Source organism: Kiloniella sp. (assembly GCF_048259265.1).
Classification (GTDB): domain Bacteria; phylum Pseudomonadota; class Alphaproteobacteria; order Kiloniellales; family Kiloniellaceae; genus Kiloniella.
Genome location: NZ_JBLXHT010000003.1, coordinates 43,661 through 58,875 on the forward strand (window position 1 = coordinate 43,661; position 15,215 = coordinate 58,875).

Here is a 15,215-nt window from a genome sequence, read left to right on the forward strand (position 1 = left end):
TTAATAATAACCTGTATTTCCATCACTGGTTTTATTTTTATCTAACATACAAGAGGGCCGACAGAATGCCAGCCCTCTGTAAAAATTTCTCATGCGTTAAGACTTAAAGGCCGAGATGACCTTTTACTGCAGCAAGACCGTCACCACCATCAAATGTGGTTACACCTGCAAGCCATGCATCCAATGCACCTGGGTTTGCTTTTAACCATTCAGTTGCAGCAACCGGACCTTCTTTACCATCATCCAGGATAGCACCCATGATTTCATTTTCCATGGCAAGTGTGAAGCCCAGATTACCAAGAAGCTTACCCATGTTCGGGCATTCACTCGCATAGCCTTTTCTAACGTTTGTATGCACATTCGCACCACCAAAGTTAGGCCCAAAAATGTCATCACCACCTGTTAGGTAGGTCAGCTCGAAGTTTGCGTTCATTGGATGAGGAGCCCAACCGAGGAAGACAACGCCTTTATCGCGACGCGTAGAGCGCGCAACCTGAGACAACATGCCAGCTTCGGATGATTCAACAACTTCAAAATCTTTGAGGCCAAAGGTATCTTTGTCGATCATATCCTGGATAAGACGGTTACCATCGTTACCTGGCTCGATACCGTAAATTTTGCCGTCAAGATCGTCTTTGAATTTTGCGATATCCGCAAAATCTTTCAGGCCTTTGTCAGCAAGGTAAGTCGGAACGGCAAGGGTATATTTAGCCCCTTCGAGATTAACACGAACGGTCTCAACAGAACCTTCATCACGATAAGGTGCGATATCAGCTTCCATCGTTGGCATCCAGTTACCAAGGAAAACATCAACGTCACCGTTCTTTAGTCCTGCATAAGTTACAGGAACAGAAAGGATTTGAGTTTCTGGCTTATAGCCAAGGCCTTCCAGAACAACAGATGTTACAGCAGTTGTTGCTGTGATATCAGTCCACCCAACATCGGAAAAAGTAACAGATTGACAGCTAGCTGGGTCAGCAGCATGCGCCCCAGTTGTAAGACCAGCTGCAGCGATGGCCAGTGTACTAGCCGAAATCAAGTGTTTGAGGTTCATTCACTTGTCTCCATTTTTACGCCACAAGAGGACCCTGTGGCTCTAATTTGATTTTAGCAAGATACCCGCAAGTTCATTTTTATTCTAGCAGGATCTTTGCCTGATTAACTCCCTCGTACGCTCGAAACTATCGTCGTAACTTCATTATCAATAATTTATTTTGATTGAACGTTCAATCAAAATAAATTATTGATAGATATAACGCAGTCTTCAAACCAAGAACCAGTGCTATGATTTTTCGAATTAGATCAAAAGCTAAGTTCAAAAAATTGCGTAACAAAAACAAGAAATAAACGTATAGATTTTTTGTTTCAATGCCTCTCCTAGAAGAGCTGAAGCATTAAATAAATAAGGAAACTAAGGCCTTGCCAAAAGTCGGAATGGAAGAGATTCGGAAAACCCAGTTGATCGAAGCAACAATTGCAATGATCCACGAGGAAGGGTTTACCAATGCCAGCATTTCGAAAATAAGCAAACGTGCAGGCCTGTCGTCGGGAATTGTCGCCCATTACTTTGATGATAAATCAGGGCTCTTAACCGCGACACTCCAATATCTAATGCGCAAACTTGGCGAAGAAACAAAAAAACAACTGGAACACGCCAACACACCGATAGAACGCCTGCTTGCCGTCGTGAATTCAAATTTTTCAGATGAACAGTTCAAACCAGGCGTGGTTGATGTCTGGTTGGCCTTCTGGGCTTTGGTTCCAACATCCGGAAAATTGGGACGCCTGCACAAAATCAATGAACGCCGCATGCAGAGCAATTTTCAACACGCATTAAAACCTTTGCTTCCCGAACAGATGGTCGCCAGTACAGCCACAGGCTTAGCCGCCATGGTCGAAGGCCTTTGGATACGCTGTGCCCTGACAGAAGGCGGGGTCACGCCAAAAGAAGCCATAACAATTATGGAAAGTTACATTAGCAGCCAGATATTGGCCCATCAAAAGTAACTTAAACATTAGATTTAAACAATTCAGATACATTTGAACAAGATATTAGAACTTTAGGGATCAAGATAATGGCAAAGCTTCCTACTCAACAGCTTTACATCAACGGTAAGTATACAAACGCCACATCAGGTGAAACATTTGAAACTATTAACCCGGCGACTGGTGACGTTATTTGTGATGTCCAAATTGCTTCAAAAGCAGATGTTAATAAAGCCGTTGAAGCCGCCAAAGCAGGTTTTAAGATCTGGTCCAAGATGAGTGGTACAGAAAGAAGCCGCATTCTTTTAAAAGCCGTTGCCTTGCTCCGCGAACGAAATGACGAGCTTGCCATTCTTGAAGTCATGGACACAGGTAAACCGATGCAGGAAGCAAACTGCGTTGACGTAGAATCAGGTGCTGAGTGCATAGAGTATTTCGCAGGGCTCGCGGCCTCTATTAATGGCGAACATATTCAACTCGCAAACGGTAACTTTGCCTATACGCGCAAAGAGCCGCTCGGGGTCTGTGCTGCCATCGGCGCATGGAACTATCCAATTCAGATTGCTTGCTGGAAATCTGCCCCTGCTCTCGCATGCGGAAATGCGGTGATCTTTAAAGCATCAGAAATTACGCCGCTTACCGCACTAAAACTCGCAGAAATTTATACAGAAGCTGGCCTACCCGATGGTGTTTTCAATGTTGTATCCGGGTTGGGCTCCGTTGGCCAAATGCTCGCTGAACACGAGGGTATCGAAAAGATCTCACTGACCGGTTCAGTCCCTACCGGGAAACGGGTAATGGAATCAGCTTCAAAAACGCTCAAACATGTGACACTCGAACTCGGCGGCAAATCACCTCTCATTGTTTTTGATGATGCAAATCTGGATAACGCTGTATCAGCTGCCATGCTTGCAAACTTTTATACTCAAGGTGAAATTTGTTCCAACGGAACCCGTGTATATGTTCACAAAAATATCAAAGACGCCTTCTTGGAAAAGCTCATTGAGCGCACTTCCAAGATGATTATTGGCGATCCTATGGATCTGGAAACACATGTCGGTTCACTTATCCATAAAGACCACATGGAAAAGGTTCTGAACTACATCGAAATTGGTAAAAACGAAGGGGCAACCCTCGCTTATGGCGGAAACCAAGTCACCGTTGAAGGTTTCGAAAAAGGCTGTTTTATTGAGCCGGCAATCTTCACAGATGTAAAAGCCGACATGCGCATTGCACGCGAAGAAATCTTTGGCGCTGTTATGTCTGTTATTACCTTCGATAGTGAAGATGAAGTCGTAGAAGCCGCCAATGATACACAGTTTGGTCTGGCTGCGGGCGTCTTTACACAGGACATCAATCGTGCCCATCGCGTGATTGAAAACCTGGAAGCCGGAACCTGCTGGATTAACAATTATAATATAACGCCAATCGAAATGCCTTTTGGTGGCTATAAACAATCTGGTATTGGTCGTGAAAATGGTACAACGGCAATCAATCACTTCACCCAACTAAAATCAGTTTATGTTGAGATGGGTGATGTGGATTGTCCTTACTAGGATAAGGACTAAATCATCATGGAATTTGCACTTCACGAACGTCTTCAAGCAGATACGGTAACCATAACAGAACTCTCGCATTGTCGGGTTCTGCTTATGAACGACAGCCAATATCCCTGGTTGATTCTGGTACCGCGTTACAACGACCTTCGTGATTTGCATGACCTGCCAAAAGATCTCTTTTCGGCCGTAATGGAAGAGATCAGGTATACATCAGAAATACTCACAGAAGAATGTAACGCCTTTAAGATCAATGTCGCTGCACTAGGAAATATGGTTCCACAGCTTCACATCCATGTCATTGCACGCTTTGAAAATGACGCAGCCTGGCCAGGCCCGGTCTGGGGTGTAAAAGAACCACAGCCCTATAGGCCAGATGATCTAGAGACAATAAAAGTTAAACTTGGAACCGCAATCGAAAGTGGGCGCAAATTACCTGAGTAAAACGTCCTCCCTGAGCCATGCTCAAGTTGTTTTCCTCAGGCCTCCTGCCTTACCATACCACCAATCGATTGCGGTTTCCTTTTTCGGTCAATCATCTGTCTGTGAAGAATTCCCATCCCATACAGATTATTTAACGAAGCCATGAGCTAACAAATAAAACACACTTATTTCTTAGCCAAACAAGACACCAAATTGTCACCTAGGCTCGTCATTAGGTTTTTATAAGCTTGAGGCCCCTTCGCAAGGCTTGCCCCCAAAGGATCTAGCTCACCGATATTCGTATCAAGATTTTCCGCTAAGACATCAACCACAGCTGGTTTGAACTGTGGCTCCTTAAATATACAAGCTGCCTTTCTTTCCCGAATAACCTCACGTAACTCTGTAATCCTCTTGGCACCTGGCTTTCTTTCAGCATCAATGGTTACTGACCCAACTGCAGAAAGGGAAAATTCTTTTTCAAAATACTGATAGGCATCATGGAAGACCAGATAAGGCTTGTCCTGTACAACAGATAGCTGAACATCCAAATCCTGCTTTAACACCCCAAGATCAGCGGTAACCTTTTTTACATTGGCTTGATAGATGGCCGCATGATCAGGATCAATTTTGGCGAGCTCATCACCAACTCTCTCTACAATTGCCTTAGCATTGTTGATAGAAAGCCAAATGTGCGGATTAAATTGTCCGTGATCATGATCGTGATCTTCTTCATGGGCATGATCACCATGATCTTCTTCATCACGATGTTCATTCGCATGCTCTTCATCATGAGCGTGCTCATCATGGGCATGGTCATCATGATCATGTTCCGCCCCATGCTCTTCTTCGTGATCATGAGCACTATGTTCATGTTCATCATGCTCATCATGCTCATCATGCTCATCATGCTCATCATGCTCATCATCGCCATGGTGATGGTCATGTTCCCACTGTCCAGAGCTACGATTTTCAAGAAGAGTGATACCTTTAATGTCCATCAACTCCAGGACTATTTTTTTTCCTTCTTGCTGGGAAAGAGGCTTCTTCAGAAATGTTTCGAGACCTTCTCCAACCCAAACAACCATGTCAGCATCATTCAACATACGAACTTGGGAAGGACGCATACTATAGCCATGTGGAGAAGCACTCTTATCCATAATAAGTTCAGGCTCACCAACCCCTTCCATTATTGACTGCACAAGGGAATGAACTGGCAGGATCGATACAGCAACTTTGGGTACCTCGCCCGCAGCAGCATTCATACTAAGTCCAGAAATGATAGAACTGGCCAGTAAAGAAACACGGAGAGGATTTAGTAACCCTGATTTTCTAGAGAACATCATAGTGAACCTTATAATTACACCTAAATCGGTGATGAAAAGTAAGATAATGGAGTAAATTTAAATAATGATATGTTATAACATTTACAGCAATGTCAAGACAGGATATCTATAGGGCATGAAAAACTTTGATACTGTTTCTCTCTCTTTTAGTGGCGGATCTCACGATCATAAACACTGCGTAAAAACAGCTTTAAACGATGCGGAAGCGCTATGCTCGGCTCGTGGTGCCCGCTTGACTGATGCTCGTAAACGCGTGTTGGAATTGGTGTGGGAAAGCCACCACCCCGTTGGTGCTTACGATGTACTTTCCAAACTTTCTCAGGAAAGCGGAAAAACAGCCCCACCGACAGTTTATAGAGCTTTGGATTTTCTATTGGAACAAGGCCTTATACATAGAATTGAATCTTTAAACGCCTATGTCGGCTGTTCTCATCCATCAGAAGAACATTCTGGTGTTTTCCTTATTTGCAATAACTGTGGTTGCGCAGCTGAAGTTCACGATTCAACAATTGATCAAGCCATTTTAAAGAAAACAGATAGTCTTGGCTTTAAGACCGATCAGCGAATGCTGGAAGTTCGGGGAACTTGCCCGGATTGTCATTCAACACAGTAAGACAAAGAGCCCTTGGCTAAGAGTTAGCGACACATACCATGGAAGATATCCTTAGCGATAAAACCCCTAATTTCAGTGACCCGAGTTGTGGTTGCGGACATGACCATAACGCACCCGAGCCAAGTGGAGAGCCTCTCATCCAAGCCGAGAACCTGACAATTAATTTTGGTGGGAAAACAGCTATTCACGACGTCAGCTTAACAGTTCACAAGAATGAAATTGTTACTCTGATCGGGCCAAACGGTGCTGGAAAATCAACACTCCTTCGCGCACTACTACAGGCTATAAAACCAACAAAGGGTGAAATTTGGCGTAGACACGGCCTCGTCATTGGCTACGTCCCCCAAAAACTGAATATCGACCCAATTATGCCCATGACTGTCGAACGCTTTTTGTCCATACCGGACAAGCGTCCGCTTTCTGAACGAGAAACAGCCCTCAAAGATGTTGGCGCTCACCACACTCTAAAGCAAGCTGTGCAAAGCTTGTCAGGTGGTGAATTCCAACGTGTTCTTCTTGCCCGCGCAATTCTTAGAAAACCCGACCTTCTGGTTTTGGATGAGCCAGTTCAAGGGGTTGATTTTCAAGGCCAGACCGAACTCTACAAGTTGATTTCCCACCTTAAAGAACAATCAGGTTTTGGCATATTGATGGTCTCTCATGACCTGCACATTGTCATGGCCGAAGCAGATCGAGTTGTCTGCATTAACGGACATGTCTGCTGTTCTGGCGCTCCGACACAAGTCAGCGACAGCCCGGAATATCTCGCGCTATTTGGCGGACAAACAAAACCCGGACTTGCCGTCTACCATCACCTTCATGATCACTCTCATGATACTAGCCATAATCACTCGCATACGACGTCGGACCAAGCATGATATTTGAAGATTTCTTTCTGCGCGCACTTGTTGCTGGAATTGGTGTTGCCTTAATTTCCGGCCCCTTGGGCTGCTTTGTCGTCTGGCGTAGAATGGCCTATTTCGGTGATACACTTGCGCACTCTGCACTACTCGGTGTCGCCCTTGGATTACTGCTGGGTTTTAATCTAACTGTTGGCATTATTGGAACTGCCATCATGATCGCTTTAACAGTTACGCTATTCCAACATCAAAAAAGAATCGCAAGCGATACATTACTGGGGATCATGGCCCATTCAAGCCTTGCGATCAGCCTTGTTGTCCTTGGACTATTACAAGGCTATAGGGTTGATTTGCTTTCCTATCTTTTCGGGGATGTTCTTGCTGTGAATTATGAAGATATTTACTGGATTTATGGTGGAGGTGCTGTTGCCCTGTCTCTCCTTGCCTATATCTGGAAAGACCTCCTTGCCCTCACGCTCCATGAAGAGCTCGCACGGGCAGAAGGCATAAATGTCATGCTTATTCAGACCCTTTTTATGATAACAGTCGCTATCGTTATAGCCATTGCAATGAAGGTGGTTGGCGTTCTTCTCATCACTTCTTTGCTCATTATTCCCGCAGCTGCTGCAAGAAGGTTTGCCAAAACACCAGAACAAATGGCCGTTATTGCATCCTTGATAGGTAGCCTTTCAATTATCATTGGTCTCTTCGGTTCTTTGGAATGGGATACACCATCAGGTCCATCCATTGTTGTCGCCGAAGTTATACTTTTTCTAAGTGGATTAATTTTTGGTGGCTTGCTAATGAGTAAAAGCCGCCGTCTTTCTTAATCGATAAGTTTTGCTAAAAACATCTCATGAGCAGCCCTTTTATTAATTACAGTGCTCTTTAACTTCATTCAGCAACCAATCTCTAAATTTTTTGATCTTTGGCATATTTCTACGAGCTTTAGGATACACAAGCCAATACCCTCGCCCTTCATCATGACAAACATCATCAAACGGTTGAATTAAACTGCCTCTTTTTAGAGAATCTCGGTAAAAATCTGGCGTTAAAATGGCGACCCCTTGCCCTGCCTCCGCCGCCCTTGCTTCTAACATCTGAATCCCCATTCGACTTCGCTTATTACCGCGAAGCCCTTCTGATTGTACCCCCATAGAATCAAACCAGAGTTTCCACCACGGATCAGAGGCATCAACTAATGGCAACTTCAAGAGATCTGAAGGCTTTTTAATACCACCAACTGATTGAGCTAAATCAGGACTTAACATCGGAGAAAACTTAGCTGGTATCAGTAAGTGAGTCTCGGCTCCTTGCCATTGCCCATCACCAGATCGAATGCCCAAATCAAAATCTTCACGCGAAAAATCTACGACGGACATAGAGGTATCCAGGCGAACGGCGAGATCGTCATGTAAAATTTGAAAATTACCTAATCTTTCAGCCAGAAAATTAGTCGCGAAAGTCGTAACGGTTGTTATAGACAAAAGGTTATGGCTTGCATCTTCAGCCATAACAAATGCGGCACGCAACAGTTCAAATGCCTCTGTTACAACTGGCGCAATACGTTCACCCGTCTCAGTCAGACTCACCTGCCGAGGCTTACGTAAAAAAAGTGGTGTACCCACTCTCTCTTCAAGGATCTTCATTTGATAACTAACTGCAGCTTGGGTCATCCCCAGTTCTTTTGATGCACGCGTAAAGCTACCATGACGCGCCGCGGCTTCAAATACACGAAGAGACGAAAGGGGCGGTAATTTTGAAGGCATAATACATAAAATCTCCTTATGTATAGTAATCAGAATTTAGTTGGATATTCAAGTCGACATTACGCACATTGGAAACAAGAGACAAAGAAATCATCAGGAGTAAAAGAAAATGACCATCGCTAATAATCCATGTAATTCACATTATGACGCAACACCAATCAAAAATAAAAATAGCTTATGGATTATCCGTAACCTGCTCAAAAAATTATTTAAATTAAATAAAAAGAAGAAAGTTATATCCCTAAAAGATATGCAGAACCTTCCCGTGCATATAAAAGAAGATATTGGCTTTTGGAACATAAAATCTGCTGAACGACACCGTTTACCGACCGACCACTAATAATAAACCTAGATTGAGCACAGTGAGCCCGACAACACATTGCACTCAACCACCTTATCAATTGCATGGCTAAGAAGTGATCGACTTTCAGGGGCAGTCAAACAGATACGGATATGATTAGTCGGCTGAGGGACGGTCGAAAATACATCCCCAGAAACCACATCAATACCAGCGTCATGAAGCCTGTCAACAACGTCACTCATCTTACCTGAAACCGCGAGCCAAAGATGAGGACATGGTGTTTTCTCCCAATTCACAGATCCCATCTCTTTAAATCGCGATTTCGCAAGGCTCCACCGAACCTCAACTTCGTGCCTTTGCCAGTCAGCCCTGGCAAAGGCACGTCCTTCTAAGATCCACATGTTTGCTAATTCAATCATAAAGGGGCTCATAGCCCAGTTTGTTGCATGAACTTCTGCATCAATTGGCTTGATCAGACGCTGACACCCACTGACAAACCCATATCGTAGACCCGGGGCCACTGACTTGGATAGACTCGAAATCAAAACAGCATGATCTGGCAGAAGGACAGATAGCGGCTTATTACCACTTAAAGGCCCGTACACATCATCCTCAATAACAACGATGTTGTAACGTTTGATGATTCCAACGATATCAGAGCGCCTTTGCTCTGAAGTCGTAAAGCCTGTGGGGTTGTTCAAATTTGGGTTAAGGACAAGAATTTTCGCACCACTTGAAGTTAAGGTCTTTTCCAAACTCTCTAGCTCTATACCATCGTCATCACAGTCAACCCCGACCAACTTAAGTCTTAACTGGCGGGCAACCGCCTTCATCCCGGGAAAGGTATATTTTTCAACAATGACTTTATCTCCGGGCTCACATAGAGCGAGCAGGGATGCCAAGAGTGCCTGCTGTCCCCCGGCACAAGGAACAATATCACTTGGTTTCACTTCATAGCCGCGCCAAGACAACCACTGGCTCGCAGCAAATCTAGTCCGCATAAGTAGATCAGATGAATGATACGAAAAAGCCTCTCTTCCTGCTCCCCTATCAACCGCCTCAAACAGCAACTCTTGCGTGTTCTGATCATCCGGATGTATGGCAGGAATGTTGGTAGATAAATCAAAATTCCTGTTCCCGAATGAATTTTTCCCATAATCCTTAAGGGCAAAAAGCTCTGCTTCTCGGCTTGTTGCAAGAACATAGGTTCCCCGCCCAACTTCCCCACCAATCAAATGTCGTCTTGTCGCTTCCTTATAGGCCTGACTAACCGTACTGACATTTAGCTTCAACTCCCAAGCAAGATCACGATGGGTCGGCAAACGTTCTCCAGGCAATAGTTCACCTTGCTGGATCGCCGTTGAGATAGCCTCAACAATTGCCAAATATTTAGTTTTGATTTTCGGATTTAATTCAGGTTTCCACATACCATCTACTTTATTGTGTGCCATACAATATTAATATTGAACCATACAATCAAGCTGCTACTCTTAAAAAAATACAGCGAGGAATAGTCAATTCTCATCATCAGCAAAATAACCCCACTGCTGACAGAGCATTCAGAAAGAGACGACCATGTTTACAAAGCAACAGCTTGAAAGTGCTGCGCAATATATCTACCGACACATGTCTGCGACCCCGCAATACATCTGGCCGCAGATCAATACCAAAACAGGCTGTACAGTCGTTGTTAAGCATGAAAACCACACACCAATTGGCGCCTTCAAAGCACGTGGTGGACTGACCTTCATAAGTTGGTTACGTGCCAACCATCCCACAACAAAAGGGATCATCACTGCAACACGAGGTAATCACGGACAGGCACAAGCTTTTGCAGCGACAATGGCCGGGATCAAATCTGTTATTGTTGTTCCTCACGGAAATTCATCAGAAAAAAACAATGCCATGCGTGCTTTTGGTGCCGAGCTAATTGAATATGGGACCGACTTCAACGAAGCCCTTGTCGAAGTTGCCCGGTTAGCAAAAGAAAGAGACCTATTTGTCGTCCCTCCTTTTCACGAACAAATAATGTTGGGCGTTGCAACATATGGACTTGAACTCATGACAGCTCATCCAGATTTGGACTACATATATGTTCCGATTGGCTGCGGATCTGGTATTTGCGGCACCATAACCGCTAGAAATGCCTTGAACTTGAACACAAAAATAATTGGTGTCGTTTCTGACAAGTTTCCAGCAGCAAAAAAATCTCTTGAAGGTGGTCAGATCGTAGATACAGAATCAGCTCAATCATTCGCTGACGGTATGGCCGTTCGTGCACCAGTCGCAGATGCCTATAGTATCTATTCGAAAGGCGCAGAACGTATTGTAGAAGTCAGCGACGATGAAATTGCCGAAGCGACCAGAATATATTTCAGCGATACTCATAATACCGCAGAAGGAGCAGGTGCAGCTTCACTAGCAGCAGTATTGAAAGAGAAAACCCAACTCAGAAATCAAAAAGTGGGCGTGGTTCTCACGGGTGGAAATATAGACACAAACCTGTTTAAAGATATCTTAGATAGGAAAACCCCGCTCTGACCCAATTGATCCCTAGCAAACGGGGACTTGTTCACAAAGTCCCCGTCAACAGGGTCTTCTAATTCAGAAAATACAGAATGAGTAGATATATAAGCGGAAAAACGATTCATAAAGGGCGTAAACTGAGTTCGAAGATAATGATAGAGTTCCGCTGTATTAATTTTCTCTATCCGAACAGGTATAATCTTAAATCCATATTATTCTTTATGATAAGAAACCGAAAAATCTATGGATAGAAAAGAGTCTATTTCCCCGTTATCAAAAGCCTGAAAAACTTCTTCTACACTGCTGAATATGCGTCCTCTTCTCTTATTCATATATTTTTCCTGTCAAAAAATACCGCGCACATATCCAATCAGCAACTCAGACACCATATTTTGATTCGCATGCCCCCAAAGAGAATTCGTAATTGAAAATATTGGCGTTTCAGATCGAACAAACGGTTCTTGATATTTATTTTCAACAATTTTCAGACAATAAAGCTCACCGTCGACAGAAGCATTATTAAAAGCAGCAAGAGCTCGTCGCCCAGGTAGCGCCTCTACTACAATATCACAGCCTAATGTTTTATAAATTTTTTTGAGAAATCTCTCCCTCGTATCGGATAAGACGTTCTCACTGATACTTGCCAACATTTTAGGACAGTCGTCACTTATCTCCTCAGCAAAAGTAGCTGAAGAGTAGCTTAGTACTATGAGAATAAATATCCAGCGTATCATAATACTGAATCACCGTAATTAAACGACAAGCACAGCGGTTTGCTGATATTAAGAAAAGGATATTAACTTTCGATTACTCTTTTCCAACCTTTATTTACAAAGGATGACCAACAGTATTTCGTCATTTATCTGATCGTATTACAGCAAGGCTCAAGAAAAAAGGGCTGTAGCAAATGCCACAGCCCAAGTTTAGCTAACCTGACACAAACACCTAAAATGTCAAGCCGCCTTCCAATTCCTCTAATACCTCAATTTGCAGTATTATGGCAACGTATAAGTTGTTTTCTTATAGGAGAAAATAACTTATACAAAACCCCCATCACGATGTAACATACCGCATTAGTGGCTTTACACAGGATCACTTCCATTTTTATCTTTATCCAAGAAAGATAATACCTAGACTTCCAATGCCTCTTTTCTCTCTGGCGACGAATGTCTTAGCCATAACATAATTCTAAGCCTCAATAAGTTTGCTTCAATCAATTACTTGGTACGATTTAAAACTTCTTCTTTTTCAAGATAACAAATCAATTTAACGGCAAAAAAAGTCAATATAGTATCCAAATCCGCCCTAAACGTTACAACTCCACATAGATTTCATTAACAGACTATTATACCAATAAAAAATCACGATTTTTTTCGACACCAGAACTGATACATACCTAAGAAAATATAGGGATTATTTTTTTCAAATTCATGCCAGCATTGTAAAGATCGAACATCATCTTTATTTGGGTAGTCTCTTTTAAACCTTTTTATAATTGAAGGTTCAGGTATTTCAAAACCAAGGAATTCTAGATGCAACTTTTCTAACATTAATTCAATTTCTGTTAAATCAAATCGAATTTCCTGTACATGATACAGTAAATCTCGGCAGGTACTTAAGCTATAAAAATCTATAGATTTACATACCCGTTCCATATCCTTCTGCCCACTTTTAGCCAAAGAAATAATATTTTCCCGGCTTTTTTGAATTGCTTGCAGAGGTGAACAATCTTTTTCTATCGGAATGATACTAGTAATATTTGAAAGATGCTCGCGAGCAAACTTACTATATAGTCCAATATTCATTAAGCCTTTCGGTTTCAACAAATTAACCAAATTCTCCCACCCTGCGTCCGGGCTCTCTAAATGATGAAGAACACCTGAGCTTTCGATAAGATCAAACTTACGATTCAAACAAGACAACTCCATAATATCTGCCTGATAGTAATCGATCCCTTTCACCCCATACTCTTTTGTTTTACGTATTGCATAAGAAAGACTACTCAAGCTCAAATCTATTGCCAATACTTTTGAATTTTCAAATCTATTTTTCGTAGCTAAAGCTTGTTGCCCAGTACCACACCCAGCAATTAAAATGTCAGGTGTATCAGTAAGCTCATTATCAACTACATCAATATCCATACTTACTTGTTTCAAAACATCTTGTATTCGCATCCCCTTATCGCTCAAGCCAACCTTCGTCCATCGAGGATATGGGCTTTCTTCATATTGCTGCCGAACGGCTAAAGAAACACTGTTTTCTACTGGTGTGACAGAAGAAATCTGAGACCTTATTTCCCTCTCCTCTAGAGGTTCCGAAATTTGTTGACAAAGAACATCCGCAATCCATTGATTTTCAACAGATCCAATATATTTTTTTGCCCAAGGGTATAAAAACAAAGGACGATATGCTGATAAAATAACTACTTTTTGTATGGATATTAGGCCATTATGATCAATTATGTCATTAATCTCTAATTCCAACGTATCAAGAAGTTCATTTTCGTGCTCAGTTACACTAAAAATATACTCGTTATGAAAACATTGGATAGCTAATACACTAACAAATGGAATAATCGCCTCAATAACATCACCTTCTGAAATAACTTTTAATAGATCACGCCTAACCCGGGTTAACATATCTTCTATTTGTAAATCACTCATGAGACATTGCTTCATTAAGCTAAGAAATAGAGGTATGCCTGATAGTATTTCAGAAATTTTTACGGCATTAAAATTTTGAATCTTTTCTTCTACAACAGCTATTTGTAAGGCGTCACTAAATGTTTCATCTAACTTCAAAGCACTCAAAATAGGATTAAACAAAACAGTAGGGTTCACAGTTGAGCATTGTAATAATTCACATAAATCATCCAACAAAGAGTCATCAATAGAAGTAAAGCTCATTTGCTTTAAAGGCTTTTCCATCCCCGACCAATACAGGCTGGTCTCTGGAGAAAGCTTAACAGCAACTCTTAAATACATGAGAGATTCAACAAATTTTTCCTGCAAAAGAAATACGTTAGCAAGGTTAAAATATGCTTCAGAATAATTAGGATCAAGAACCAACGCTTTCTCAAAACATTCAATAGCTAAACTATATTGATGAAGTTCTTTATAACAAACCCCAAGATTGGTAGTGGCTGGTAAGGATTTTGGATTTAAGGTAAGAGATTTTTGAAAATATAATATTGCCTGCTCAAAATTCTTTAGTTCATAGTACACTACCCCAAGATTGTAATAACCATCTTCAAAATTTGGGTTTATATTTACAGCAGCTTGATAGTTCTTAATAGCAGCACCAAAATCTCCCAAAGTATTACAGATCTTACCCATAAGGTTTTTAGCCTCGGCATATTCAGGTATGATTAGAAGAGCCATCATGCAGCTATCGACAGCATCACTCATTCGTCCTAGTTCCATTAGCACTAAAGCATGATTATAATGAGCTTCAGCGTAATCTGGAATAATCGTCAAAGCATTCTCTATCAAAGAAAGAGCAACATCGTTTTGCCCCATTTGATGAGCAAGAACACCAAGTAGATTCAACGGGACAGCTTGATCTGGATCTTCAGTGAGAATTCTTTTATAACTATCTTCTGCTTCCGATAAATATCCCGTATTATGAAAGTCAATACCTTGTCGTAATGCATTCTCATGTTCAGCAGAAAGAGGATGTTCAAGCCCCAACCTCCTCGAATTTTCAATTTTTGAAATTAATTTCTCTCGAAGTTTGTCCTGTGTATCCACTTACTTGATATCCTTCACTTCACAATTATTAAGAAATTTGATATTTATTTCAAATAGTAACTTAAATATAAAATGACAATATTTTCATC

14 protein-coding genes are annotated in these 15,215 nt (G+C 42.0%); 8 read left to right on the forward strand and 6 right to left on the reverse strand.

The features are described from left to right. Positions 1–103 precede the first annotated feature (103 nt). A complete protein-coding gene (locus ACN0QW_RS06205) occupies positions 104–1,054 on the reverse strand; it encodes a choline ABC transporter substrate-binding protein (RefSeq protein WP_417429742.1) in 951 nt (316 codons plus the stop codon). Positions 1,055–1,419: 365 nt separating this feature from the next. Here ACN0QW_RS06205 and betI point away from each other — a divergent pair, with 365 nt between their 5' ends. From betI to ACN0QW_RS06220, 3 genes are all read left to right on the forward strand, one after another. Further along, positions 1,420–2,007, forward strand: coding sequence for a transcriptional regulator BetI (gene betI, locus ACN0QW_RS06210; RefSeq protein ID WP_417429744.1), 588 nt, complete (start codon positions 1,420–1,422; stop codon positions 2,005–2,007). Positions 2,008–2,075: 68 nt separating this feature from the next. Then, a complete protein-coding gene (gene betB, locus ACN0QW_RS06215) occupies positions 2,076–3,542 on the forward strand; it encodes a betaine-aldehyde dehydrogenase (RefSeq protein WP_417429746.1) in 1,467 nt (488 codons plus the stop codon). Positions 3,543–3,560: 18 nt separating this feature from the next. Beyond that, the gene (locus tag ACN0QW_RS06220; RefSeq protein ID WP_417429748.1) at positions 3,561–3,986 is read left to right on the forward strand and encodes an HIT domain-containing protein; all 426 of its coding nucleotides are present in this window, start codon (positions 3,561–3,563) and stop codon (positions 3,984–3,986) included. Between the two features lie 164 nt (positions 3,987–4,150). Here the strand turns inward: ACN0QW_RS06220 and ACN0QW_RS06225 are convergent, their stop codons facing one another. After that, positions 4,151–5,227 carry a zinc ABC transporter substrate-binding protein gene (locus tag ACN0QW_RS06225; protein WP_417429749.1) on the reverse strand — a complete coding sequence of 359 codons (1,077 nt, stop codon included), beginning with the start codon at positions 5,225–5,227 and terminating at the stop codon, positions 4,151–4,153. A gap of 196 nt (positions 5,228–5,423) precedes the next feature. Here ACN0QW_RS06225 and ACN0QW_RS06230 point away from each other — a divergent pair, with 196 nt between their 5' ends. From ACN0QW_RS06230 to ACN0QW_RS06240, 3 genes are read left to right on the forward strand one after another with little or no spacing between them, the layout of a single operon-like run. Then, complete coding sequence (locus ACN0QW_RS06230; RefSeq protein ID WP_299374566.1) at positions 5,424–5,921, forward strand: Fur family transcriptional regulator; 498 nt, start codon at positions 5,424–5,426, stop codon at positions 5,919–5,921. Positions 5,922–5,959: 38 nt separating this feature from the next. Then, on the forward strand, positions 5,960–6,799 hold the full coding sequence (locus ACN0QW_RS06235) for an ATP-binding cassette domain-containing protein (protein WP_417429750.1): 840 nt from the start codon (positions 5,960–5,962) through the stop codon (positions 6,797–6,799). After that, positions 6,796–7,611 carry an iron chelate uptake ABC transporter family permease subunit gene (locus tag ACN0QW_RS06240; protein ID WP_299374572.1) on the forward strand — a complete coding sequence of 272 codons (816 nt, stop codon included), beginning with the start codon at positions 6,796–6,798 and terminating at the stop codon, positions 7,609–7,611. Before ACN0QW_RS06235 ends, ACN0QW_RS06240 begins: the two co-directional genes overlap by 4 nt. 42 nt (positions 7,612–7,653) lie before the next feature. On the opposite strand, the gene ACN0QW_RS06245 is transcribed toward ACN0QW_RS06240, so the two are convergent. Beyond that, positions 7,654–8,550, reverse strand: coding sequence for a LysR substrate-binding domain-containing protein (locus ACN0QW_RS06245; protein WP_299374575.1), 897 nt, complete (start codon positions 8,548–8,550; stop codon positions 7,654–7,656). 109 nt (positions 8,551–8,659) lie between these two features. On the opposite strand from ACN0QW_RS06245, the gene ACN0QW_RS06250 reads away from it, so the two are divergent. Next, on the forward strand, positions 8,660–8,890 hold the full coding sequence (locus tag ACN0QW_RS06250) for a hypothetical protein (protein ID WP_417429753.1): 231 nt from the start codon (positions 8,660–8,662) through the stop codon (positions 8,888–8,890). Between the two features lie 8 nt (positions 8,891–8,898). On the opposite strand, the gene ACN0QW_RS06255 is transcribed toward ACN0QW_RS06250, so the two are convergent. After that, the gene (locus ACN0QW_RS06255; protein ID WP_417429755.1) at positions 8,899–10,278 is read right to left on the reverse strand and encodes a PLP-dependent aminotransferase family protein; all 1,380 of its coding nucleotides are present in this window, start codon (positions 10,276–10,278) and stop codon (positions 8,899–8,901) included. Between the two features lie 148 nt (positions 10,279–10,426). Between ACN0QW_RS06255 and ACN0QW_RS06260 the strand changes: the two genes are divergently transcribed. Further along, positions 10,427–11,392, forward strand: a complete 966-nt coding sequence (locus ACN0QW_RS06260; protein WP_417429757.1) for a threonine dehydratase — start codon at positions 10,427–10,429, stop codon at positions 11,390–11,392. 329 nt (positions 11,393–11,721) lie between these two features. Here ACN0QW_RS06260 and ACN0QW_RS06265 read toward each other — a convergent pair whose 3' ends face one another. Then, on the reverse strand, positions 11,722–12,111 hold the full coding sequence (locus ACN0QW_RS06265; RefSeq protein WP_417429759.1) for a hypothetical protein: 390 nt from the start codon (positions 12,109–12,111) through the stop codon (positions 11,722–11,724). 627 nt (positions 12,112–12,738) lie between these two features. After that, positions 12,739–15,126, reverse strand: a complete 2,388-nt coding sequence (locus ACN0QW_RS06270; protein WP_417429761.1) for a tetratricopeptide repeat protein — start codon at positions 15,124–15,126, stop codon at positions 12,739–12,741. Positions 15,127–15,215 lie beyond the last annotated feature (89 nt).